This window comes from Enterococcus durans (assembly GCF_002277935.1).
Taxonomy (GTDB): domain Bacteria; phylum Bacillota; class Bacilli; order Lactobacillales; family Enterococcaceae; genus Enterococcus_B; species Enterococcus_B durans.
Genome location: NZ_CP022930.1, coordinates 1,719,139 through 1,742,954, shown reverse-complemented (window position 1 = coordinate 1,742,954; position 23,816 = coordinate 1,719,139). Strand labels below are relative to the sequence as shown.

Here is a 23,816-nt window from a genome sequence, read left to right as displayed (position 1 = left end):
GTAATTCCTCCTCTAATTTGTTTTGTTATTTGCGTCCAAATGTGTCCCATGCTGGTACACTTGACCCTTTTGATGTTTTTTCAATCACTTTCGCTGTATCTTTCGTTTGGTATGCATCTACTACTTTTTGATAAGTCTTGTTCTTTTCGTCTTTCTTTCTAGCAACAATGATATTCACGTATGGACGTGCACTGTCATCTACTGGTTCTATGAAAATCGCATCCTTTGTAGGGGTAAATCCTGCATCTACTGCCACCCCGCTGTTGATAACAGAAATATCCACATCGTTCAATGATCGCGCCGTTTGTGAAGCATCTAATTCTGAGATATCCAACTGTTTTTTATTTTCAGTAATGTCTGAGACTGTCGGCGTTTGACCTTTTGATTTATCTACTTTGATCAGTCCTGCTGTTTGTAAAAGTAATAATGCCCGGCCTCCGTTAGTGACGTCATTCGGGATAGCTACTTTCGCACCATCTTTGACTTTTTTCACGTCTTTTATCTTGTTTGAATAGATACCTAATGGTGCATTTACCGTGTTCCCGATCGAAACCAAATCTGTTCCATGCTCTTTGTTATAGTTATCCAAAAAGAACTGATGCTGAAATGAATTCAAATCGATCGATCCATCTGCTAGTGCAGCATTTGGTTGATTGTAGTCGGTAAATTTTACATATTCCAAATTGATATTTTCTTTCTTGAGACGTGCTTTTACATCATCCCATACATCCGTATCCTCGCCGACGATCCCTAGTTTTACGGTAGTTTCTTTTGCTGTATCTTTGGTAGCTGCTTTTCCTTGGGAACATCCCGCTAACCAAATCAGGGCAACAATGGCAATTGTGGCAAATCGAATAATTTTTTTCATTTTTTTTCCTCCAACTTAATGTGCTATTTTTTTTATGATTAGATTACTGATGAATTGACTTAAAAAAACAAGTGCTAATATCAATAATGTCGCTACGATCGTTACATCTGTTTGGAATCGATTATATCCTCTAGAAATAGCTAAATTCCCTAGTCCTCCTGCTCCGACAGCACCTGCCATTGCAGTTAATCCAATCACATTGATGATCGTCAAAGCAGATACTCGCACGATTCCAGGTAGGCCTTCTAATAAATAAACACGAAGAATAATTCCAATAGGGCTCGTTCCCATTGCTTCTGCTGCTTCAATGACTCCTGGGTCAACTTCTAGTAAGGCATTTTCGATCTGGCGGGCAAAGAAAGGAACGACTCCAAAAATCAAAGGAACGAGTGCTGCTTTTGCACCGATCGTTGTACCAACTAAAAATCTGGTCGTCACTGCCAATAAAGACAACAAAATAATAAACGGGATTGAACGGATAACATTGATCACTTTATCCAAAATCTCAAAGAATAAACGATTTTCTAACAATCCTTTGGGTCTAGTCACCACTAACGTGATTCCTAAAATAATTCCTAAAATACCACCGATCAACGCTGTCCAAAAAGACATATACAGGGTCTGTTTTGTCGCTTCAATGAATTCATCTGGAATCAAGTAAACATTCGGTAGATATTTTTCAACTAAACTGCTCATGTCAAATTCCCCCTTCTGCAATTTTGATTTGTTCATTTTCTTCATTCTTCTGTAGCACATTGACTCGAACACCCAAACGTATCAAATAGTCCAGTGCCTTTTGCCGTTGATTCGTTTCACCTGCGAGTGTCACGATCAAACTTCCAAGCGGTGTTTCTTGCAACAATTCAACATTTCCATAGAGGATATTAGCAGTCACTTGGTATTTGCTGTAGAGCTGTGCAATCAGCGGTTCATTCGTCTGATTCCCCACATAACTCAATTCAACCAACCATTTATTCGTGATCTGTTCTGCAAAAGCTCGATGTCCAATAATTGTTTCAAGTGCTTGATCTAAATGCGTAGCTGTACGAATAAAATCTTTTGTCAACGCTTCTTGTGGATGGCTGAATATCTGGACACTGCTACCTTTTTCTACGATTTTCCCATCTTCCATCACCGCCACCTTGTTGCATACTTCCTTGACTACTTGCATTTCATGCGTGATCAAGACGATCGTCAATCCCAGCTTACGATTAAGTTCCTTTAGCAAGGCTAAGATTTGATGTGTCGTTTTTGGATCAAGTGCGCTCGTGGCTTCATCACATAATAAAACTTTCGGTTCATTTGCTAATGCGCGAGCAATCGCTACACGCTGTTTTTGCCCTCCCGATAGTTGATTCGGGTAGGCAGATGTTTTTTCTTCTAATCCAACTAACTCTAGAAGTTCGCTCACTTTTTGACGACGTTCCTGTTTTGACTTTCCCGTATACTTCAGTGAAAAATCAACGTTGTCAAAAATCGTGCGGTTCTCCATCAAATTGAAATGTTGAAAAATCATCCCAATCGATTTTCGTTCTTTTCTTAGCTCTTTTGCCGAAAGCTTGCCTAAATCAGTTTGATTGATGATGACTTTTCCCTCTGTAGGTTTTTGTAACAGATTCATCACTCGGACCAACGTACTCTTTCCTGCACCGGAATAACCAACGATCCCGTATACGTCCCCTTTTTCAATAAACAAGTCGACATCTTCTACAGCTTGGATCACTTTATCTTTTTGGTGAAAACGGACACTTATATTTTGTAATTCAATCATCTTGTTTCCTCCTTTTCTTATACTAAAAAAGGCATCCTCAAGAAAATGATCTTTATCACTTTCTTGAGGACGCCTTTTGCGTGTTACCACCTCATCTTCGAGTTGAACTCACATTCAACTCCTTTTCAAGTACATACATACTCTAGCAAGATATCGGTCGCAACCGTCACCGCCTCACAATTTTTGCTCGGGGTGAAATGCTCAATAGCCATTTTCTAACTGTTCCTCTTTGCTTCTTCTCAGCTGTCGAAGCTCTCTGTTAAAAGATTTCCAGTTGTACTTACTATCTCATCGCAAAAAAATATTAAAAAAAAATCCTTTTACCAACACACTTTGTGTTAGTAAAAGGACGATCAATCGTGGTACCACCTTTATTCGGAAGTTTCCTTCCCTCTGCCCAACATCTTCATTTGAAGAGATTGGTGTTCATTTTAACGGATGAACGTGAACCGAACCTGCCTACCTATCGACAGATTATTCTCCAAGGCCATTTTTCAACTTTGCGAACTTGACTCTTTGCACCGAACAGAGTCTCTCTGAGAAGTCTTTCAAGTTTACTTTCCTCATCAACGAAAAGTTATTTTGTTGTTGGACATAATTTACCTTAACAAAATTTAAAAGTCAAGCATAAAAATAAAAAAAATTATATCTCGCTTAATTTATTGTTTTTTTATCGAGCATTTCAACAACGATACGCAAATCTTTTCCTTCAACCAATAATGTTAATCCAGCTTTTTCTTTGGCGGAGTAGTTTCGATCAAAACTAGCATCTGGAATCAAAACAACTCCTAGCCCAGCACGTGAAGCTGAAGTAGCTCCCACTAGTGAATCTTCTATCGCAAAGGCTTCATGTGCAAGCAATCCTGTCTTTTCGAGAGCTGTCAAATAAGGGATCGGTGAAGGCTTATTTTCCGCTACTTCATCACCAAAGGTCAACGTATCGAAATAGTGCGACAGATCAAATTGTTCTAAGATATCTGTGGCTCTTTTTGTAACAGTCGTAGTCGCTAAACCTAATTTGAGTTGACGTTTTTTTAACTCAGTCAAAATTTCTTTTGCGTAAGGTTTGAGTGCAATTTCTCCACCACGTAGTTTTTGGTAAAAATATTCCTCCCGTATTGCTCGGACTTCTTGGACTTTCTCTAGACTGCCGGCAGCTTCAACTAAAATATCAAAGCTCTGCTTCCAGTTTTTACCGCTCCAGGCATCTACGATTTCTTTTGGTATTTCTATTCCATATTGCTCAAAGCCCCATAACCACCCATCACGATATGTTTTTTCGGTGTCGACTAATAGACCATCTAAATCAAATATTGCGCCTTTCATACTTTCACTAATCCTTTCAAAAAACAATACCTTTAGTTTAGCATGAGTACCAGTTGAAAGTATAGAAATGAGTGCAAATTTCATGAAAATTATCCTAATCAATGTGCTGACAAAATCACTATACAGCAGTTACATCGGATAACCAGTGTCAAAACTGTCCTTTCGATTCAACACAGAAAGAGGTTGGGATAGAAGTGTTTAACTCCGAGAAATAAGAAGGAGTTGCTTCTGCTCCCACCGTTTATTCGTTTTTAAAGTATGAGACAAAAGTGTTTCTTACTTTTGTTCCACATTATCCTGCTTGATGGAAACCCATAGCTCAGATGGGCTCTCTTTCTTCTATATTGTCTTGATTTGTAAGATCAATTCATCTTATAACAATTCACCAAATTTTTTGATATAGATTTTTTTGACCATCGTGACTAAAGCTAAGTAAGCTAGTACCGTCACAATCAACCAGATCCAATACGTTCCTGGTAAAGGCAACAAACCTAATTCTGCACCAAAGCCTGTGAATGGTAAAATGGACCCTACGACTATTCCCAAAGTGGTAATGATGAACATCGCAAATGTTGCGTTACTTTGTAGAAATGGAATCTTTGGTGTACGTAGTGCATGCAGTACCAACGTTTGTGTCCACAAGGATTCGACAAACCATCCGGCATGGAACAATGCAATAAATACGACTTGTTGTTTCGCGTCCAATGAGTGGAAATCCCCCCCAACAACAGCTGGACAAATCACAAAATACATCAATAAGTATGTGGTGATATCAAAGATCGAGCTAGTTGGACCAAAATAGACCATGAATTTTCCAATACTAGATGCTTTCCATTTCTTAGGTTCAGTTAAATATTCCTTATCCATTTGATCCCAAGGTAGAGAGATACAAGAAACATCATAAATCAAATTCAAGAACAAGATCTGTAACGGTAACATTGGTAGAAATGGTAAAAATGTACTAGCGATCAATACAGAAAACATGTTACCAAAATTCGAACTTGCTGTTGCTTTGATATATTTCATGATATTCCCAAAAGTTTCTCGACCTGACAAAAGACCTTTTTCTAAAATCGTCAAGTCTTTTTCTAAAAGGATCACGTCTGCTGATTCTTTGGCAATATCCACCGCTGTATCCACTGAAATACCGATATCAGCTACTTTCATCGCAGGTGCATCATTGATTCCATCACCCAAAAATCCTACCGTGTGCCCATTTTGGCGCAAAGCTGTAGTCAATCGTGCTTTTTGTTGTGGATTTAATTTGACGAAGACTTCATGCTCTTCAGCTACTTGTGCCAATTCACGATCATCCATCTCTGAGATTTTTTCTCCAGTAATCAGTTCATTGATCTCTAATCCAACTTGTCGACAAACAGAACGGGTAACCAACTCATTGTCACCAGTCAAAACTTTTACGGCCACCCCATGATCTTTCAATGCTTTTAGTGCTTGTTTTGTTGTTTCTTTTGGTGGATCAAGAAAAGCAAGATACCCGATCAAGACCATTTCGGATTCGTCTTTGACAGAAAATTCTCCAACTACACTTGGGTTCGTCTTTTGTGCGACTCCAATGACCCGAAGACCGTCTTCGTTTAGATCTCTTACTTTTGCTAAGACAGATTCTCTTAACTCTTTCGTTAACGGACTAACCACACCACCAAGATCGATATAGCTAGAGATGCTAAGCATTTCTTCAATTGCACCTTTTGTGATCATCTGCGTTTTTCCCGCAACATCTTCCACTACTACACTCATCCGACGACGTTCAAAATCAAATGGAATCTCATCCACTTTTCGATAATTGATGCTATCCGTTGCCAATGTTTCTTTTGCTTCTTCAATGATCGCGACATCAAGTAGATTTTTTAGTCCCGTTTGATAATAACTATTCAAATAAGCATGTCGTAACACACGGTCATCTTCTTTTCCTTCACAATCCATGTGGTATTCCAAAATGATTTTATCTTGTGTCAACGTTCCTGTTTTATCTGTACATAACACATCAATTGCACCAAAATTTTGGATCGCATTTAGATTTTTGATGACTGTTCCTTTGTTCGCCATCACACTTGCACCTTTGACAAGGTTAGTAGTGACGATCATCGGTAACATTTCTGGCGTCAATCCTACGGCAACCGATAGACCAAATAGAAAGGCTTCTAACCAGTCACCCTTAGTAAAACCGTTGATAACGATAACCGTTGGGGCCATCAACGCCATAAACTTGATCAACAACATCGATGTCTTATGGATCCCTATCTCGAAACTTGATTTGATCGGTTTTTCAGAGAGGGTCTGCGCAACATGTCCAAACAGCGTTTGATTTCCTACAGAAATGATGATGCCCTCAGCGCTTCCGCTGATGACATTACTTCCCATGAATGCAAGATTATCGTAGCTTGTTTCGCTAAGTGTCGCATCTTCATAAACATGTGCTTGCTTTTCCACTGGATAGCTTTCACCTGTCAAAGCCGCTTGAGAAATAAATAAATCTTTTGCGGATAATAACCGCATGTCTGCTGGGATCATATCTCCCGCTGATAAGCGCACTAGGTCACCACAGACGATTTCTTCCATCGGGATTTCAGTATATTTGCCATTTCGTTTGACCGCAGCGGTCACTTTTACTAATGATTTTAATTTTTCAGCTGCCTGATTCGAACGAACAGACTGGATCAATGTCATTGTTCCACTGACGATGACCATTGTAAAAATGATTGCAACACCAAAAAGATCCTTGTCGCCGGGTGCGGCTAAGACATATTCTGTGATAAATGAAATAACACCTAAAGCAATCAAAACTAATGTAAAAGGCGTGATATATGCTTTCAAAACTTCTACAATAAACGGTGTTTTCTTTCCATAAGAAATTGAGTTTTCACCATACTGTTCTCTTGCTTGTTCAACTTGTTCTTCTTCCATCCCATGATCTGTTGAATGAAAAAATTGTAGTAATTCTTCTTTGGTTTTACCTGCAAATGCAGCATAGATTTTTTGTGTATCTTTCTTTTTTTCCATCTCATTCTTCTCCTTTTTGTCAGCCAAAAAGTACGTACTGGTAGCTTCTTTACTGATCAGTTATTTTATTGGAGAGAGAAAGAAAAAGCTGTTCCTAAAGGGGCTGAAAACAGATAGATAATAGTCTCAGCCAGCAGTTTCTCTCGCTCTTGTTTTTTCGCAGGACTGTCATCCATTTGTTCTCATCTCCTTTATTTGTTTACTTTCCAACATATTTTTTTCTATTTTCAGCTTCAACTTTCCAACAAAATCACCCCTTTTACGCATAATTTGGAAGACTAATGTAAAAAAAGCAAAAAGACCTTTCGCCAAAATCCAGCGAAAGGTCGAAAAAGCACACGAAAAAAGCTTCTTTGATCTCATCGTTGAGTTTTGACACTGTACAACGTAAAAAGCAACTTCTTGCTTTTAGCTACCTTATGAAAAGCCTTGTCTCGACAATTCCTGTTCTACCCATTGGCGTCTCTCGACGTTTTTGGGCAGTAGCCTATGTTTGTATAGGAGCCTCACCTAACAAATCTTATTTAGTTTTCCTCCGTAAATATAACAACATATAGAAGGAATGTCAAACTTATTTTTTTGATTTTTTTGAAAATCTTTAAATAACGACTGTTAGCTTTTTTTATTGTCAGTCACCTATTCTAGACTTCACTAATATTTGTACCTTTTTATAGACACAAGTATAATAAGACTATAACAATTGAACAGGAGTGATTGAGATGGAACGAACGCTTGTCATTATTAAACCGGATGGTGTAAGACGTCATTTAATCGGCCGAATCATCCAACGATTTGAGGAAAAGGGTTTAGCAATCACCGAAATGAAATTTGCTACTATGACAGAAGAATTAGCAAAAGAGCATTACCAACATTTATCTGGGCGTAGTTTTTTTTCTGAATTGATCGACTACATGACTTCGGGGCCAGTTGTCTATCTAGTCTTAGCTGGTGACGATGTAATCGACATCGTCCGCAAGATGGTTGGCGCAACAAAAGCTGTCGATGCCGTTCCAGGAACGATCCGTGGTGATTATGCTTTACCAGGAACAGAAAACATCATTCATGCTTCTGATTCCCGTGATTCTGCAACCAATGAAATCAATCGGTTCTTTCCCTTATTTGATACGCAAAAGAATAAGGCAGCGATCATCCACCCAGATTTAAACAATTAAAGATGATACCAGAACCTTCACTGAATCACTCAGTCAGAGATTTCTAATTGTACTTAGCATTCGGAAATCTCTGGCTGGTCATTGTTGTGCTTTTTGTACTAATCCGCTTTATCTACCATCACTTCTCTGGTGTCCAACGGCTGCTAATTTTTCTTCAAGTGCCACGCGTTCTTTCTTTCCCAACGTGTATTCAATCACAGAAAAGAGCGTGTTCGTTCCTTCTATGATCGGTTCACCTAAAGCTGCAGCAATCATCCGCCGGTAATACTCAAGCATCAGCATCTCATAAATAATCGTTGACTTTTCTTTGTGAGCTAAACTGCGGTACATGTCTTCATTGATGCTACGGGCTTTTTTGAAACGTTTTTTATCAATATAGTAAATGGTTAAGTTTTTTAAAAAAGTAAATAAATATTGATCCGATAGTTTTGAATCTGGCAACAGCCGCATTCTTTTCTTGATTTTTAAATAATGATTATCAATGAATGAATCACTGAATATGTAAGGAAACTCAGCTAATATCCCCAATTCGAAGAGTCCATATTCTCTCATTTGCACAAAATACTCTTCGATTGTCCGACATTCATATTTTAAAAACTCTAATTGCAACTCCCCTTCTGTTTCCCAAAACATCTGTAGATTCAATACCAGATAATAGAGATCCGTCGTTTTTTTGAATTGTTTGCGGTTATTTGCAATTTCCTTATAAGGATCGAAATTATCTTCTTGGACTTTGTTTAAAAGATGACGACTTTTCTTGATTTTCTTTGGTTCATCCATTTGATTACGTAACCATTCGTACTCAGCCAAAGAAATATTTAATCGTTCTAAAAATGCTTTCAGTGTCAAAAAGGATATTTTTTTTACTGAATTACTTTCAATCCCTACTAAAGACGTTTTAGAACAGATTCCTTGTGCTAATTGTGATTGTGTCAGTTTTCTGTTCACCCTAAGTTGTTTGATCAATTTCCCATCGTACATAAAATTCCTCCTCCATCGTTTGAATACATCCAGATTTTTGTATTGGCTCTTCCCTCATCCAAGAACAGTATGAAGCAAGAACATTCAATACTAAAAATTTGTTTCATTCATTAATCAAATACGCAAAAAATAAAAAATTCATGAATTATAAAAAAAACTTCTAAAGAAATGGAACATCCAGTCTCTTTAGAAGTTTTTTAGTATGATCATTTGCTTGTTGCTGGTTCTATGGGATAAAGGTTCGTCGTTGTTTTATTGCCATTTTTTGAATAGACACTCGTTGAATTGTTTCCTTTTTGTTTTTCGATTGCTTCATTTTTTTGTGCTTCATCTTTATAATCATATTTTTTAGGATCGATCGTTTCAAATCCTTCTGGGACATAGAATCTTAGAAGATTTTCCTGATTCAATTTATCGGAGAGACTTAACGCTTTTTTCACTTTATCTTGATCTTGTTTGATCTCTTCCTCGATTCCTGCTGTTTTTTCATCGATAACTTCACCTGTTTGATTATTATAGGTTTTTCCACCTAAGACGGTATAATCCGGCGTAACAAAGTTTCCATTTCTAAATGCAACTACTTGATCGTGTTTGGCAGACAATAGGTCTGTTCCAAAATGGATATAATTCTTATCATCGATACCTACTAGATGCAACAGAGTCGGTAATACATCGATCTCTCCACCATACTCGTGATTCACTTTTCCTTGCGTATATCCTGGGATATGGATCATCAACGGCACCCTTTGCATTTGAGCATCGTCAAATTCATTCCAAGTCGCAGCATCTTTCCCTAGCGCTGTTGCGAGATCTGCATTGTCTGTGTTGGAGATCCCAAAATGATCCCCGTAGATCACAAACATCGAATTTTGATAAATACCAGATTTCTTCAAATACGTAAAGAACTGTTCTAATGATTGATCAAGATAATGAGCAGTTCGTACATAATTATCTACCGTACTATTCCCTGTATTCAATGACGGAAAGTCAAAATTCTTATCATCTGTATAATAAGGAGTATGGTTCGTGACAGATAAGAATTTGGCATAGAAAGGTTGTTGTAAGTGTTCCAAATATTGAGTCGATTCACTAAATAAATCTTTATCCAAAATGCCATACCCGAGAGTTTCATCTGAATCTTTGAAATAAGAACGATCAAAGAAATTCTCGTATCCAAGGTTTTTGTACACGTGATCTCGATTCCAGAAGCTAGCAACATTCCCATGGAAGACAGCACTTGTATATCCTTGGCTTTGTCCAAGGATCGCTGGTGCTGCTTGGAAGACATCATCTGAGCCAAGCTCTGTAAACAATGAACCCTGAGGCAAACCAAAAGTACCAGTTTCTAACATATTTTCTGCATCACTTGTTTTCCCTTGACCCACTTCATGGAAGAAATTGTCAAAACTGATCGTTGATTGATTTTGAAAAATACTATTTAAGAATGGCGTGACTTCTTGACCATCCACCTTCATATTGATCAAAAATTGCTGAAAACTTTCTAAATGTAATACAATGATATTCTTTCCTTTGGCAATGCCAAATGTATCGGGATTTGGTTCAGCATAATGTTGTTTCGTATAATCTAGTACTTCATCGATTCCATTACTGCTTGCATGCGCGCGTACGCTACTCGTCATTCCCGTTTTGATGCCATCGTAAATCGTATAAGCATCGATCCCTAAATATTTCACGATGTAAGAACGATCAAACGTTCTTTGTAATAACTGAGGGCGATTCGCTTCACTGAGCGCTAAATTACCAGAAAATATCAAAGCGGATAGACAAGTGAGGGCTAGCGCAACTGGTTTGGGCACAGCCGGACTCTTTAGTGGAACTTTTTTCACGATCAACCAACCAAGTAGACCGATAAAGATGAGAATATCCACCCAATATAAAATATCATGGGGTTCCATCAAAGAAAAAGAGCTTCCTGAAAGACCTTGTGATACTTTTGAAAATCCTAATACAGATTTCACCGTAATGAAATCAGTGAATTCACGGTAAAAGATAATATTCAAATATAGAACTAATGTATTTAAAATATCAATGATCAAAAGGACAAACAACGCCGGTTTGAGCTTCTTTATATATAAAGATAAGCCAAAAAAAAGCAGTGTCGTTGCAATCGGATTGATCCATAAAATAAAGTATTGGATACTTCCTTCTACTCCCAATGAAAAATCAATACAATAGGCAAAAATTGTTTTTAACCAAAAGAAAAAACTGGCGATCAGAACAATCATCAGACGATTTTGGCACAATTTTTTCAAACGTGTCACACATATCACTTCTCTCTATTCATTTTTGTATATTCTGCTCTTCAAAAATGAAAATTCTCTAAAAAAAAATTATTTTAAGATTTTTTTAGAAATTAGCTAAAAACATGCCCATCTGATTGGCCATTTTGTCTCAACAACTAAAAAAGAATAGAAACAACTGATTCGTTTTTCTACTCTTTTTAGATAGTTCTATTGATAATTTTGATTTAACTCACTTTGATTATTGACCGTATTTACACCTGTTTCCCCACTAGTCGAAGGAGGTGTTGTCGGAGAATCTGACGTAGTGGTGGATTCTGAATTTTTTTTCACTTGCTCGTTTGTTTTGATCCATTCTTTTAGTCGTTTATCGACTACATCTACATTGATTTTATCCGAATAACTGGTTTTGACTTTGCCATTTTTTAATCGGGCCAAGGGTTCCCCTTTGTTGGTTAGTAACAACACCGTCAAGTGTTTGTCCTTGAATTGATATTGTCTAAATGAAATCGCACTCAGCACATCATCGATATTGATGAACTGATTATTTTCCTTATCTTTTGGCAAATAGATCTCTAATTCTCCCTTATCGTAGTTGGCTACTAATTTATAATCTTCCCACCAATACGTCGAAAATTCTTTTTTAAATTTATCTACTGATTCTTTACTTGCAACTATTTTTTCTGTATTTTTTTGAGAAATATCAGCTGTCATTTTTCCTGAAGCCGCAGCAGACAAAATAAGCAGTAGGAAAAAACCAAGTAACCAAAAGAGAAGAAAAGGTCTCTTTTTTCTCATGCCTTCCTTCACTCCTATTCAATTTTACCTATACTATTATATACAAAAAAAGGGTCTTATAGAGGAAAAAATAAAAAAAAGCTTTAAAAAACTAGAATTATTTTTTATCGTCTAAAAAAAGGACGCACGTACCCATTTCTCCTAATTCGAACCACTTTTTTCTCTTCCATTTGCTCGATGCTTTTATTGAGGAAAATATCCATGACAGATTTTCTTGTTGCAAAATAAACTTATACATGATTACAACAGACACCTTTTTACCGTCTGTACTAAAATGTGGAACAAAGGTAAAAATCAGCTTTGCTACAGACTCTCCAATAAACGGTGTCCAAAAGTCAGGTTTTTCGGAAATTTCAAAAAAACGAGAGTGGGACAAAAGTAAGAAACACTTTTGTCTCATTCTTTAAAAACGAATAAACGGTGGGAGCAGAAGCAACTCCTTCGGAAATAAGCCAAAATTCACAAAAATTTGAAAAGCAATTTTCGTGAATTTCTTCTTATTTCTCGGAGTTAAGCACTTCTGTCCCAACCTCGTTTTTTTCTCCAATTTCTCAAACCTACACGACTTTTGTCGCGACCTCCTCTTTATTGCTTATTGCTATAAAATCATTTCATTTTTATCAGATAACTCTTTAAACCAATATCCGGATTTCTTGATCGTCCGTTTTCCATCATTTGATAAATCGACAGAAATGAACCCATATCGGTTTTTATAGGCATTCGTCCAAGACCAATTATCCATACATGTCCACATATGATAGCCTAAACAATTACTACCTTCTTGAATCGCCTGATGCACATATTTCAAGTGTTCTTGAACAAATTCGATTCGATAGTCGTCATGGATCATCCCGTCTTCTTTGATGAAACGAGCTTCATTTTCGACACCCATCCCATTTTCAGAAATAAAGCAGTCGATATTTCCATAGTTCTCACGAACATTGACCAAAATATCATAGATTCCTTTTTCATAGATTTCCCATCCTCGATAAGGATTCATTTTACGCCCAGGCATCTGATAATTATCAAAATAGTCTTCTGGCATCGGACCGTTTTCTTGATCGATCGGTGTTTCTTTTGCCTTTACTCTTCGAGGCTGGTAGTAATTGATCCCTAATAGGTCGATCGTATTTTCTTTGATGATCGTCAAGTCGCCCTCTTTGATCGAAGGCATGATCCCTAGTTCTTTGACGATTGCTACTAATTCCTGTGGAAATTCTCCTTTGACCGCTGGATCTAGAAAAGAACGATTGAAAAAGGCATCAGCGATTGCAGCTGCTTTCACATCTTCTGGATTTTTTTCATCTCTAGGGTAACTTGGTGTCAAATTCAAAATGATACCGATTTGACCTTCTAGTTCCATTTCATGATACGCTTTAACTGCTAAAGCAGATGCTAATGCTTCGTGATAGCCTACTTGAACAGCTTGTTTCATGTCTGATTCTTCCGGATAATGCCAGCGGTAAAGATAACCAGCTTCTACAGGTACGATCGGTTCATTATGTGTGAACCATTTCTTGACTTTTGTTCCAAATAATTCAAAACAGATTTTTGCGTAACGTTCATATGCTTCCACTGTTTCCCGATTAAGCCAACCACCCTTTTCTTGGAGTGCCATCGGCATATCGAAATGATATAAATTGACAAAAGGTTCGATGCCATTTTCGATCAATTCATCGAAATAGCTATGGTAAAATTCAACTGCTTTTGGATTGACTTCGCCGATCCCTTCAGGAATCAAACGACTCCACTGAATAGATGTCCGAAATGAATTGTGGCCTGTCTGTTTCATTAATTGGACATCTTCTTTGTATTTTGTATAAACTTGTGATGCTTTTTCCGGTCCTACTTGATCGAAAAATTTTTCTGGTTCTTTACTGTACCAATAATCAAAGATATTTTCTCCTTTGCCATCACCAGATACACGGCCTTCCGTTTGAGGACCACTTGCTGCTGACCCCCACCAAAAGTGAGCAGGAAATTGATAATTTGTCATAGTCGCACCTTCTTTTATAGAGTTACAATAACTTTTGTGAATCTCATCACTCGTTACTTCCCCATCAATATAGCAAACGTTTTCTCAACTTACAAGCCTATTTATGAAACGTTTTCTAAAAAGGATTAGACCAATTGACATTTTTTAAAATAACCCTATACTTAGCAAAGTACAGGACGTTTTTCTTGAAGAACCAATTCGGAAAAATAATTTTTCCCTTCTTGTTTAAAAAGTTGACTCGCTGAAATTACGGATTTTCACGCTCATCCGTTTCATGTTTTCCTGTCTAATGGTATAATTTTGATAACTATAAAATGGGGGCAGTATTTTGAAGAAATTAATCGTAATGGTTGTTTTGCTTTTTGCAAGTTCTACTCTATCAGGCTGTAGTTTGTTTGGTGGGGCAGATCAATCATCCGAACAAACCACTGACTCATCTATTCTGATGGCAGATAAGTCAGATATTACAAATAGCCAGTATTCCTTGAAGGTGCGCAAAGATATGGATCTAATCAGTGGTCAACTCACCTTCACAGATAATAAGATGACTTGGGTACGCACGTATGCTGAAGATGAAACGGATACTTCCAATACTACAAAAAAAGCAATCACTTTAACCGATATCAAGATAAAAACTAAATCAGATAATTATACGATCACAGGAAAAGAAAAAGGAAAAGACGTGTCGATTCAATTCACTAAAATCGGAAATTACCGCATAGAAGACGAGGATGGAAATATCTATAGCCTCTAATCGTTTTGCATAGGCTACACGAGTTGTCCATACAAAAATGAGCCAACTCCGAAATAAATTTATCTGTTTAGCAAATGTTGGACAAATCAAAAAATCAGTTTTGCTACAAACGCTCGAGTAAACGGCGGGAGCAGAAGCAACTCCTTCGGAAATAAGCCGAAATTCACAAAAATTTGAAAAGCAATTTTCGTTCATTTCTTCTTATTTCTCGGGGTTAAACACTTTTGTCTCGACCTCATTTTTTGTATTATTCTGTTGATTCGTGGAACATTTTTTTAATTTTGCTTAATTCTTATGGATATTTCATATTTTTCTGTTATATTGAGTAAGCAGTTTGAAATAAAGGAGAAAACAATGAGTATATTTGATAGTCACGACTACTGTACATGTACAAGTAGCAAGAATATTCATACTGAATTTAGCGATCAAGGAAGCCTAAGTATTTGTGACCATTGTCATAAATTAATCAAAGATTCATTTAAATCATTTGAAACTTATACAAAAGAAAGCTTCGCTGGAGATTTCTATAATTAAATAAAAATGAGGGTAGGATAAAAGCAGAAAAACTTTTATCCTATCCTCATTTTTAATTTCTGTCCTTTGACTTTTTCACTATTGCTTTAAAGGATACTCTTTTTACAATCCAAGCCCTTGCCCTTTCGCATGATCGTTTTCTGTAAAGTAACTGCCAGAAGACTCTCCTTCTAATTCAGCTAATTTTTGTTGGATTTGTTTGATCACTTCTTGGGCATGTTCCGGTTTTTCTACGAAATCAAACCTATCTCCATCAATCTGGATCTTAGGACATACATCAAAATCTTCGTACCATTGATCATATCGCTGATTCAATGATTCATAATATCCATATAGCGTTTCATCACTTTCAAGTTGTTCGTACGTACGACCACGTTTTTTGATCCGTTCCAACATCGTATCTAATGATACTTTGATATGGACCATCAAATCTGGTCTTTTTTTCGGTGCCACATCATCTAGTTCATTCAACATAGTATCTAGTAAATGGTCGTATTGTTGGACTTCGATATCTGTTACACGTCCTAAATCAGCATTCAAATGGAAGAGTAAACTATCTTCATAAATTGAACGATCCAATACATTGTCATCATTCACTAATGCCTTCTTCATGGCTAGAAATCGCTTATTCAAAAAAAAGATTTGTAATAGAAACGCGTATTGTTCCGGATTAGAATAAAAAAGCGGTAAAACTTCGTTATCCTCTACACTTTCATAAAATGGTTTTGAATCAATTTCTTTTGCAAGCATATCTGTTAAACTGCTTTTTCCTGCGCCAATTGTTCCTGATATCAATATCACTGACATACAATCCTTCCTTTTCTATAAGTATTCGCCAACATATGCTGTTACAGGTAATTTTTCAAAATCATAGTTGCGAATCTCATCTACTGATTTCAAATAAGTGTGCAAGCTCTGCGTGATCATCAAATTCGTTGGAACTGTTTCTTCCTGAAAGACGATCATTGGTTTGTTCATCATCGTTGCAGCTCCTAGTTCATATGCTGTTCCTGGATCAGTTGATTGGTGTTCATAGTCTAAAATAGCAACGACAAAATCAGCCGCAGTTAACTCTTTCATATCTTTTTCGTAGACTTCTTGAGCCCAGCCTGCTGTAAATAATTCATAATTGCTTTCTTGATGGTGTCGTGGCGAATAAAAGCTGCTCACCGTTTTATTTTCTTCCAATGCCTTTTCGATTTTACTTACACGTTCGATTTGTTCCTCTGAAAAAAATGGGCCTGCTAAATAGATTCGACTCATTATTTTGCCTCCTTCAATAATGTTGATAATCCAGTTGTTTCTTCTCGTAATAGATCCACTAGCTTTAAGGGATTATTTGAAAAAAAGATTCGATTTAACCATTTTGTATCCATAAAGCCTTCTTTGGCAAATGTCTCTAGCAATGTTTGCAATCCGCTATAGTAGCCGCCGATATCCAAAATCCCGATTGGTTTATCTGGCGTGAGACCGATAGCTATCCAAGAAAGGAGTTGTGAGAACTCTTCCAAAGTACCTAATCCCCCAGGAAAAATCAGTACAGCATCGCCTTTTTCAAAGAGCAATACTTTCCGTTCATCGATTGAATCTGTCGGAATGAACGTTGTAACTTCTTCCTTAGGAGTTTCTAATTCGAAAAGTCCGGTAGGATAGATTCCCGTGACTTTTCCATTATTTTCTAGAACGGTTTGGCTAAATACACCCATAATGCCGGAGTCCGAGCCGCCATAAACCAATTCAATATTTTCTTGTGCCATATATTTTCCTAACATTTGAGCAATAAATTTGTAACTTTCTTTATTGCCAAAACGGGAGCCGCAAAAAACTGTCAGTTTCAAAAAAAACACTTCCTAACTCAAAAGTATATCTTTATTCTACTCTTGTTTTTTTAAAATAAAAGACTAGATTTTGTGCTTTTTTAATGGTATAGAGAATACAAAACACTAGATATAGTGTTTTAGGATGATATAATTTTAGGATCGTTTTTATGAGCAAATACAAATAAATAACTATGTAAAAAAATATGAAACGACTTTCTTCTAGAGAAAACTATGCTTTCACTTCATGCGTCAATAACATTTCTCATTCTAATGTTTTCTTTCATTTTTGCGAAATAGTTGATTCCTGATTTTTTTCAGATGTTATGTTTCACTAACAGAAAATGTTTCGCTACCTTTTTTACAAAATCTCCTTTTGATACACACTATTACTTTTTCCAAAACAATGAGTCACCTGTAGAGCTAGTATCGCTCAATTTTTTACCAAAAAAGCCGAATCACTCAAAAATCCAGCGATTTTCAAGTGATTCGGCTTTTTCTTGAAACCTATTTTTTGTTATTGTTCTAACTATCAACTATGCTTGAATGACCCCGTGTATAATTGATAGTATTCTCCTTGCTGGGCAATCAACTCATCATGTGTTCCTCGCTCAATGATTCTTCCTTGATCCAATACCATGATCGCATCCGAATTTCGTACCGTAGATAGACGATGCGCAATGACAAAAACAGTCCGATCTTTCATCAAGGAATCCATCCCTTTTTGGACGATCGTTTCCGTGCGAGTGTCGATACTAGATGTGGCTTCATCAAGGATGAGTACTGGCGGATCAGCTATAGCTGCTCGAGCAATAGAAAGTAACTGTCGTTGTCCCTGAGAAAGAGAACTGCCGTCATCGCTCAACTCTGTATCGTAGCCATTAGGTAATTGACGAATAAAATGATCTGCATTGACTAACTGAGCGGCCTCGTAGATTTCTTCATCCGTTGCATCAAGTTTTCCGAAACGGATATTTTCTTTGATCGTTCCAGTAAATAAGTGTGTGTCCTGTAAAACGATTCCTAATGAGCGACGAAGAGATGACTTTTTGATCTGTTCGACATTGATACCATCATAGGTAATCGTTCCTTTTTGGATATCATAAAACCGATTGATCAAGTTCGTGATCGTCGTTTTACCCGCACCAGTCGCCCCAACAAAAGCAATTTTCTGTCCAGGCTTTGCAAACAATTGGATATCATGGAGAATCACTTTATTCGCATTGTAACCAAAAGTCACCTGATCGAAACGAACATCCCCTTTTAGTTCGGTATAATGTACCGTACCTTGTTGTACGTCTTTCCAAGCCCAAACGCCAGTCCGAGTTGCGGATTCGTGGATTCGTCCATCAGAATCTTTCTCAATGTTGACCAACTCGATCGTTCCATCATCTTCTTCTGGCTGTTCATCCAATAAATCGAAAATCCGTTGTGCGCCTGCTAAAGATAAAATAATCGCGTTGAATTGTTGTGAGATCTGTGAGATAGGCATCGTGATACTTTTCGTGAATTGAACAAATGAAGCAATACTTCCTAGTGTTAATGCTGTAACGCCAGTGATTGAAAAAATAGCTCCAATCACAGCTGTTAGAAGGTACGTGAAGTTTCCAATATTTCCCATGATGGGCATCAAAATATTGGCATACGTATTGGCCTTAGTCGAATTCAACTTTAACTCATTGTTCAATGTAACAAAACCTTGGATTGCTTGCGGTTCATGATTAAAAACTTTGACTACTTTTTGCCCTTCGATCATTTCTTCCACGTAACCATTTACAGCGCCTAAAGATCCTTGTTGTAAGGAAAAATACTTGCCACTCTTACTTCCTAAAGTCCGAATGATAAAGACCATCAAAGAAACCATGATCAATACAAAGATCGTCATTGGGATATTGATGATCAGCATGGCAATGATAATAGCAGTCACTGTCACCAGTGCAGAGATCGTTTGCGGAATCGATTGACTGATCATCTGTCTCAATGTATCGATATCATTTGTGTAACGACTCATGATATCACCAGTTGGATGCGAATCATAATAGCGAATAGGTAATTTTTCCATATGGGTAAACATCTCATCACGAATATCTTTTAAGATCCCTTGTGACACGGTAACCATCGTTCGATTATACACGTAGGTAAACATTGCCCCTGTAAAATACATGATGCCCATTAAAGTAATGATTTTTAATAGTGGACCAAAATCTGGATTTTCTTGTTTTGACAATGGTTCAATAAATCGATCGATCAATTGTTTCGTAAAACTGATCCCTATAGCATTCGTTGCCGCACTGATCACGATACTAAAGAACACAACGATCAAACGAAGACGATATTTCAGTGCATAGGAAAAAATTCGTTTCAACAATTTGACTGGACTTGTTTGTAATTGATTATTCCTCACTGATTCGCCCTCCCTTCACTTGTGATTCATACACTTCTTGGTAGATTTGGTTCGTCGCTAATAATTCTTCATGCGTGCCGATCCCATTGATCTTTCCTTCATCTAAAACGACGATTCGATCTGCATCTTGGATCGAAGAGATTCTTTGTGCCACGATGATTTTCGTAATGTCGGGGATTTCTTCCATCAAAGACTGGCGGATCATACGATCTGTTTTCGTATCTACAGCACTTGTTGAATCATCCAAAATCAATACTTTAGGATTTTTCAACAGTGCTCTCGCAATCGTCAACCGTTGTTTTTGACCACCTGAAACATTGGTCCCACCTTGATCCAAGACCGTTTCATAGCCATCTGGAAACTCATTGATAAACCCATCTGCTTGTGCTAATTTAGCGGCATGCTTTACTTCTTCTAAGCTCGCATGCTCATTGCCCCAGCGAAGATTTTCAATGATCGTTCCTGAAAACAATGTATTCTTTTGAAGAACCATTGAGATCTGATCTCTTAGGGTCACTAGATCATATTCCTTTACATTTTTACCACCCACTAATACTTCTCCGGCAGAAGTATCATATAAGCGTGGAATCAGTTGGATCAAGGAAGTTTTCCCACTTCCTGTCCCCCCCAATATACCAATCGTCTCACCTGAAGTAATTTGTAAGTTGATCTGGCTTAAGTTGGGTTCTGCTGCTTGTGGATTATAACTAAATCGGACGTCTTTAAATTCGATTGCTCCATTTTCAAGCTCTTTCAGTGCATTTTCTGGGCTAGTTAATGTGCTTTTTTCTGTCAACACTTCTGAAACACGTTCAACGGAAGCTTCTGAAATAACGATCATGACAAAAATCATCGAAATCATCATCAAACTATTCAAGATCTGCATCATATACATGATAAAGCTCGTTAACTCACCAGCAGACATCATGTCTCCAACAACATACTTTGCTCCGAACCAATAGACAACAAGCAATGTACTGTAAATGGCAATCTGCATGATTGGACTATTCAGTGCAGTGATCTTCTCTGCTTTCATAAAAATCTTTTTGATTTCATCCGAAGCATGTTTGAATTTGTCGATCTCTTTTTCTTCACGGACATATGATTTAACGACGCGGACACCATTGATATCTTCTTGAACGGTCTGATTCAAACGATCATATTTTTTAAACACCTGAAGAAAATAAGGGTGGACTTTGTAAACAATCCCAATCAAAATAATTGCGACTACTGGGATGATGATCAATATGTCTAATGCTAATTTGGTATTGGTATAGGAAGCCATCCCATAGGCAAAAACAATTGTGAATGGGGCACGAATAATTGTTTTCAGAACCATTTGAAAAGCATTTTGGATATTCATGATGTCAGTCGTCAAACGAGTAATCAAACTTGAGGTTGAAAACCGATCAATATTCTGAAAAGAAAAGTTTTGGATATTTTTATAAATATCTTCCCGCAAATTCCCTGCAAATCCAGCAGAAGCGTCTGAGGAGAATTTCCCTCCCAATACGCCAAATAACATCGATAGACTAGCAACCAAGCACATAAGCAGACCTATCTTGACAATGTAACTGATATCTTTTGTTTCAAACCCGCGATCAAGTATCTTTGCCATCAAAAAAGGCAGCATGACTTCCATAGATACCTCCAAAGCCATGAAGATCATCGTAAATACAGCCGGTTTTTTATATTGTCTTAATGATTTTCCTAATGTTCGATACATTCCATCTCTCCTTTCTGATAACTCATACTATCGTTCATCAACTCATAGATTCGTTTGATTGTTCGAATCGTCGTATCCATATCTTCAATAGAAATTTCTTGTAAAATTTCTGCATTTTGCTCATGGAATCCAGAAACATCCTTAAGATAAAGAGCCAAGCCTTTATCGGTTAAATCAACATTGATGATGCGCCGATCTTTTTTATTTGTTTGTTTTTTCATATACCCTAGTTCTTCTAGGGTTGCCACATTTTTTGTCACACTCGGTAGAGTTCCTTTGATTGCTTTAGCGATATCACTGATTTTCACAGTGCCGTTTGTTTCTTTCAAATGATAACAAGTTTTCAAAATATAAATATGCCTTCGCTGCAATCCATTTGGTGGTGTCGGCAAAAATTCGGTCGTTCGTTTCGCAATCATACAAGCACCCAAATAAGCCTCTGATCGTTCTCGATCCATTCTATCACTCCTTTATCGCTCAAAAATAATTACTTTAGGTAACTTTTTTCTTATTATAGTAGACCTTACGTAAATAAAAAAGCTTTTTATGTATAAACATGCAATAAAAAAGCAAGGCATTCCATCATACAAAAGATGGTAACCCTTGCTTTTTTTATTTAATTTCCTTGGTAAGCAGTTATGAACGTTTGGTCGTTTTCCCTTAAAGCCTAGCATACATGATCATTTTTCCTTTTGATCAACGATAGAAAACAACCAAATAATGATTGGCTGAATACCACTTACACGAGGTCATTCATTATCCTGAAAAGTTCCATACACATAACCAGATGAACTGCATCAACGTATCTACCTTCTGGCCGCCATTTGATCCTTGCTAGATACTCTTATCCTCAGGTGTATTTATTGGATAAAAAAAGGATTGGACACGCGTTGCCCAATCCTTTTTTGACACAGCAAATAAAACGCATTCATTTTGTTTATTTTTTCTCTTCAAAAGGCTAGATTTCTCCTCTAAGATTCGATACAATAAACGAAGTCGATGGTTTCCATTGACTATGGCAAACTTGACTGGTCACTGTGTATGACTTTTCAAGGCCTCTGTTTCTAGCTGCCACTAGAAATGGAGGCGCCTTTTTTATTTAGCTGTTTCTATCTGTCATTTATGATACTGATCACTTCAACAGTAGTCAAGCGAATCCAAAAAATCACAAAAAACTGTTCTGTTTTTCCACCAACTTTTTGTAGAAAACTTTTTTTATTTAGTATATATCCTGAAAAATAGTAATTTGACAACTTTTCTGAACAATAAAATATCTATATAATTAAAAACAATTCATTATCGTTATTCAAAAAACATCCATCAGAACAAGGCAGAATTGCCTTCCCTGATGAATGTCTGTGTCCATCGACTGTTTCTTTTATCTGATCAGATCAACATCTGGTGCATCTAGCAATTGTTGGACTTGCTTTCTAGTAGTTAAAGGAACATCACCTTGGATAGCATGTGCAAGTCGTGCATTTGCCAAGGCAAACTCTACAGTTCGTGAAAGTGTCCATTTTTCTGCATACCCCAATAAAATCCCTGCTGCGAATGCATCGCCTGCCCCAATTCGATCTAGCACAAAAAGATCGTACAACTCTGTCTCTACAGCTTCTTGTGAAGTAATTAAATAACCACTTAATCGTTTGTTTCCCCCACTCACCGTCCGTTTCGTTCCTGCAAACCATTCAATCCCATAGTAATCTAGGAAAGAACGAATATATTCGTTTGGCGTTTCGGCCTCAGAAAATTCAGACTGCCATTCCATCAACTCCGTCAAATCACGAATCGAGCCTAGTAAAAGTGTACAGTAGGGAAGAATCTCTTCATAGCGTTGTTTCAGCACCGCTTTTTTATCTTTTTCCTGATTTAAACTAGGACGGAAATTAAAATCAAAACAAACTTTTTTCCCTTGTTCATCTGCTTTTTTTGCCAAAGAAATTGCTGTTTGTGCTGAGAGATCAGTCAAACTTAAACTGATACCGCAGATATGCACAAGATCAACTGCTTCAATAAATCCATCTAGTTGATAATCCCTTTTTTCGGCTAGTCCAAAAGAGCTATGCTTCCGATTTTGATACGTTACCTCAGTTGGACGAATGCCATACCCCATTTCCGCAAAATAGGTTCCGATATGCTGTTCTTTTTGAATAATATAAGTCGTATGGACGCCTAACCCTTTTAAACTGGCTAACGCCGCATCACCTAGCCGATTAGCAGGTAATGCAGACAGCAAATAACTTTCAATGCCAAAATGCGCTAAATTCCCCACAAGATTCACGCCGGTCCCTGTATAAGACATTCGAAGTGTATGTGTTTGTTCTAGCATCAAATATTCAGGTGGTGTCAATCGCAGCATCACTTCACCAAATGCACCAATTTTCATT

The 23,816-nt window shown here is 37.2% G+C and carries 18 protein-coding genes, 1 riboswitch and 2 other annotated features; of the genes, 2 read left to right on the top strand and 16 right to left on the bottom strand.

The genetic code is table 11. The features are described from left to right. Positions 1 to 25: 25 nt before the first annotated feature. The 5 genes from CJZ72_RS08290 to mgtA all read right to left on the bottom strand — a co-directional run bounded on the left by CJZ72_RS08290 (position 26) and on the right by mgtA (position 7,013). Positions 26 to 868, bottom strand: a complete 843-nt coding sequence (locus CJZ72_RS08290; RefSeq protein WP_016177017.1) for a MetQ/NlpA family ABC transporter substrate-binding protein — start codon at positions 866 to 868, stop codon at positions 26 to 28. Between the two features lie 15 nt (positions 869 to 883). After that, entirely contained in the window at positions 884 to 1,564 is a 681-nt protein-coding gene (locus CJZ72_RS08285; protein ID WP_081133967.1) for a methionine ABC transporter permease, read from the bottom strand. Between the two features lies 1 nt (position 1,565). Beyond that, on the bottom strand, positions 1,566 to 2,639 hold the full coding sequence (locus tag CJZ72_RS08280; protein WP_005877242.1) for a methionine ABC transporter ATP-binding protein: 1,074 nt from the start codon (positions 2,637 to 2,639) through the stop codon (positions 1,566 to 1,568). Positions 2,640 to 2,701: 62 nt separating this feature from the next. Then, positions 2,702 to 2,940, bottom strand: a binding site (T-box leader). Positions 2,941 to 2,981: 41 nt separating this feature from the next. Next, positions 2,982 to 3,218, bottom strand: a binding site (T-box leader). A 75-nt stretch (positions 3,219 to 3,293) separates the two neighbouring features. Next, the gene (locus CJZ72_RS08270; RefSeq protein WP_081134021.1) at positions 3,294 to 3,965 is read right to left on the bottom strand and encodes an HAD family hydrolase; all 672 of its coding nucleotides are present in this window, start codon (positions 3,963 to 3,965) and stop codon (positions 3,294 to 3,296) included. Between the two features lie 372 nt (positions 3,966 to 4,337). After that, entirely contained in the window at positions 4,338 to 7,013 is a 2,676-nt protein-coding gene (gene mgtA / locus CJZ72_RS08265) for a magnesium-translocating P-type ATPase (protein ID WP_258547455.1), read from the bottom strand. Between the two features lie 323 nt (positions 7,014 to 7,336). After that, positions 7,337 to 7,511: riboswitch (M-box (ykoK) riboswitch) on the bottom strand. Between the two features lie 194 nt (positions 7,512 to 7,705). Here mgtA and ndk point away from each other — a divergent pair. Next, a complete protein-coding gene (gene ndk / locus CJZ72_RS08255; RefSeq protein ID WP_005877232.1) occupies positions 7,706 to 8,158 on the top strand; it encodes a nucleoside-diphosphate kinase in 453 nt (150 codons plus the stop codon). Positions 8,159 to 8,266: 108 nt separating this feature from the next. On the opposite strand, the gene CJZ72_RS08250 is transcribed toward ndk, so the two are convergent. The 4 genes from CJZ72_RS08250 to CJZ72_RS08230 all read right to left on the bottom strand — a co-directional run bounded on the left by CJZ72_RS08250 (position 8,267) and on the right by CJZ72_RS08230 (position 14,194). Next, on the bottom strand, positions 8,267 to 9,139 hold the full coding sequence (locus CJZ72_RS08250; RefSeq protein WP_095443757.1) for a helix-turn-helix domain-containing protein: 873 nt from the start codon (positions 9,137 to 9,139) through the stop codon (positions 8,267 to 8,269). Between the two features lie 206 nt (positions 9,140 to 9,345). Then, on the bottom strand, positions 9,346 to 11,421 hold the full coding sequence (locus CJZ72_RS08245; protein ID WP_081133970.1) for an LTA synthase family protein: 2,076 nt from the start codon (positions 11,419 to 11,421) through the stop codon (positions 9,346 to 9,348). Positions 11,422 to 11,610: 189 nt separating this feature from the next. Next, positions 11,611 to 12,198 carry a hypothetical protein gene (locus CJZ72_RS08240; protein WP_081133971.1) on the bottom strand — a complete coding sequence of 196 codons (588 nt, stop codon included), beginning with the start codon at positions 12,196 to 12,198 and terminating at the stop codon, positions 11,611 to 11,613. A gap of 598 nt (positions 12,199 to 12,796) precedes the next feature. Continuing rightward, positions 12,797 to 14,194 (bottom strand): glycoside hydrolase family 1 protein, encoded by a 1,398-nt coding sequence (locus tag CJZ72_RS08230; protein ID WP_095443756.1) that lies wholly within the window; start codon positions 14,192 to 14,194, stop codon positions 12,797 to 12,799. Between the two features lie 328 nt (positions 14,195 to 14,522). Here CJZ72_RS08230 and CJZ72_RS08225 point away from each other — a divergent pair, with 328 nt between their 5' ends. Continuing rightward, complete coding sequence (locus CJZ72_RS08225; protein WP_081133974.1) at positions 14,523 to 14,948, top strand: LptM family lipoprotein; 426 nt, start codon at positions 14,523 to 14,525, stop codon at positions 14,946 to 14,948. A 636-nt stretch (positions 14,949 to 15,584) separates the two neighbouring features. Here the strand turns inward: CJZ72_RS08225 and CJZ72_RS08215 are convergent. The 7 genes from CJZ72_RS08215 to CJZ72_RS08185 all read right to left on the bottom strand — a co-directional run bounded on the left by CJZ72_RS08215 (position 15,585) and on the right by CJZ72_RS08185 (position 23,815). Beyond that, a complete protein-coding gene (locus CJZ72_RS08215; RefSeq protein WP_081133976.1) occupies positions 15,585 to 16,289 on the bottom strand; it encodes a deoxynucleoside kinase in 705 nt (234 codons plus the stop codon). 15 nt (positions 16,290 to 16,304) lie between these two features. Next, positions 16,305 to 16,745, bottom strand: coding sequence for a nucleoside 2-deoxyribosyltransferase (locus CJZ72_RS08210; RefSeq protein WP_081133977.1), 441 nt, complete (start codon positions 16,743 to 16,745; stop codon positions 16,305 to 16,307). Then, positions 16,745 to 17,320, bottom strand: coding sequence for an LOG family protein (locus tag CJZ72_RS08205; RefSeq protein WP_095443755.1), 576 nt, complete (start codon positions 17,318 to 17,320; stop codon positions 16,745 to 16,747). The genes CJZ72_RS08210 and CJZ72_RS08205 overlap by 1 nt, the downstream gene beginning before the upstream one ends. Before the next feature lie 511 nt (positions 17,321 to 17,831). Further along, positions 17,832 to 19,703 carry an ABC transporter ATP-binding protein gene (locus CJZ72_RS08200; protein ID WP_081133979.1) on the bottom strand — a complete coding sequence of 624 codons (1,872 nt, stop codon included), beginning with the start codon at positions 19,701 to 19,703 and terminating at the stop codon, positions 17,832 to 17,834. Beyond that, the gene (locus CJZ72_RS08195) at positions 19,693 to 21,429 is read right to left on the bottom strand and encodes an ABC transporter ATP-binding protein (RefSeq protein ID WP_095443754.1); all 1,737 of its coding nucleotides are present in this window, start codon (positions 21,427 to 21,429) and stop codon (positions 19,693 to 19,695) included. Before CJZ72_RS08195 ends, CJZ72_RS08200 begins: the two co-directional genes overlap by 11 nt. Further along, complete coding sequence (locus tag CJZ72_RS08190) at positions 21,414 to 21,887, bottom strand: MarR family winged helix-turn-helix transcriptional regulator (protein ID WP_081133980.1); 474 nt, start codon at positions 21,885 to 21,887, stop codon at positions 21,414 to 21,416. Before CJZ72_RS08190 ends, CJZ72_RS08195 begins: the two co-directional genes overlap by 16 nt. Before the next feature lie 920 nt (positions 21,888 to 22,807). Next, positions 22,808 to 23,815, bottom strand: a complete 1,008-nt coding sequence (locus CJZ72_RS08185) for a sugar kinase (protein WP_081133981.1) — start codon at positions 23,813 to 23,815, stop codon at positions 22,808 to 22,810. Between the last annotated feature and the right edge of the window lies 1 nt (position 23,816).

Bases quoted from the DNA above. Each gene is read 5' to 3' on its own strand.
- CJZ72_RS08250 (WP_095443757.1), bottom strand. From the start codon at position 9,139: ATGTACGATGGGAAATTGATCAAACAACTTAGGGTGAACAGAAAACTG.
- CJZ72_RS08195 (WP_095443754.1), bottom strand. From the start codon at position 21,429: ATGTATCGAACATTAGGAAAATCATTAAGACAATATAAAAAACCGGCT.
- CJZ72_RS08210 (WP_081133977.1), bottom strand. From the start codon at position 16,745: ATGAGTCGAATCTATTTAGCAGGCCCATTTTTTTCAGAGGAACAAATC.
- CJZ72_RS08230 (WP_095443756.1), bottom strand. From the start codon at position 14,194: ATGACAAATTATCAATTTCCTGCTCACTTTTGGTGGGGGTCAGCAGCA.
- CJZ72_RS08270 (WP_081134021.1), bottom strand. From the start codon at position 3,965: ATGAAAGGCGCAATATTTGATTTAGATGGTCTATTAGTCGACACCGAA.
- CJZ72_RS08290 (WP_016177017.1), bottom strand. From the start codon at position 868: ATGAAAAAAATTATTCGATTTGCCACAATTGCCATTGTTGCCCTGATT.
- CJZ72_RS08190 (WP_081133980.1), bottom strand. From the start codon at position 21,887: ATGGATCGAGAACGATCAGAGGCTTATTTGGGTGCTTGTATGATTGCG.
- CJZ72_RS08285 (WP_081133967.1), bottom strand. From the start codon at position 1,564: ATGAGCAGTTTAGTTGAAAAATATCTACCGAATGTTTACTTGATTCCA.
- CJZ72_RS08185 (WP_081133981.1), bottom strand. From the start codon at position 23,815: ATGAAAATTGGTGCATTTGGTGAAGTGATGCTGCGATTGACACCACCT.
- CJZ72_RS08215 (WP_081133976.1), bottom strand. From the start codon at position 16,289: ATGTCAGTGATATTGATATCAGGAACAATTGGCGCAGGAAAAAGCAGT.
- CJZ72_RS08280 (WP_005877242.1), bottom strand. From the start codon at position 2,639: ATGATTGAATTACAAAATATAAGTGTCCGTTTTCACCAAAAAGATAAA.
- ndk (WP_005877232.1), top strand. From the start codon at position 7,706: ATGGAACGAACGCTTGTCATTATTAAACCGGATGGTGTAAGACGTCAT.
- CJZ72_RS08240 (WP_081133971.1), bottom strand. From the start codon at position 12,198: ATGAGAAAAAAGAGACCTTTTCTTCTCTTTTGGTTACTTGGTTTTTTC.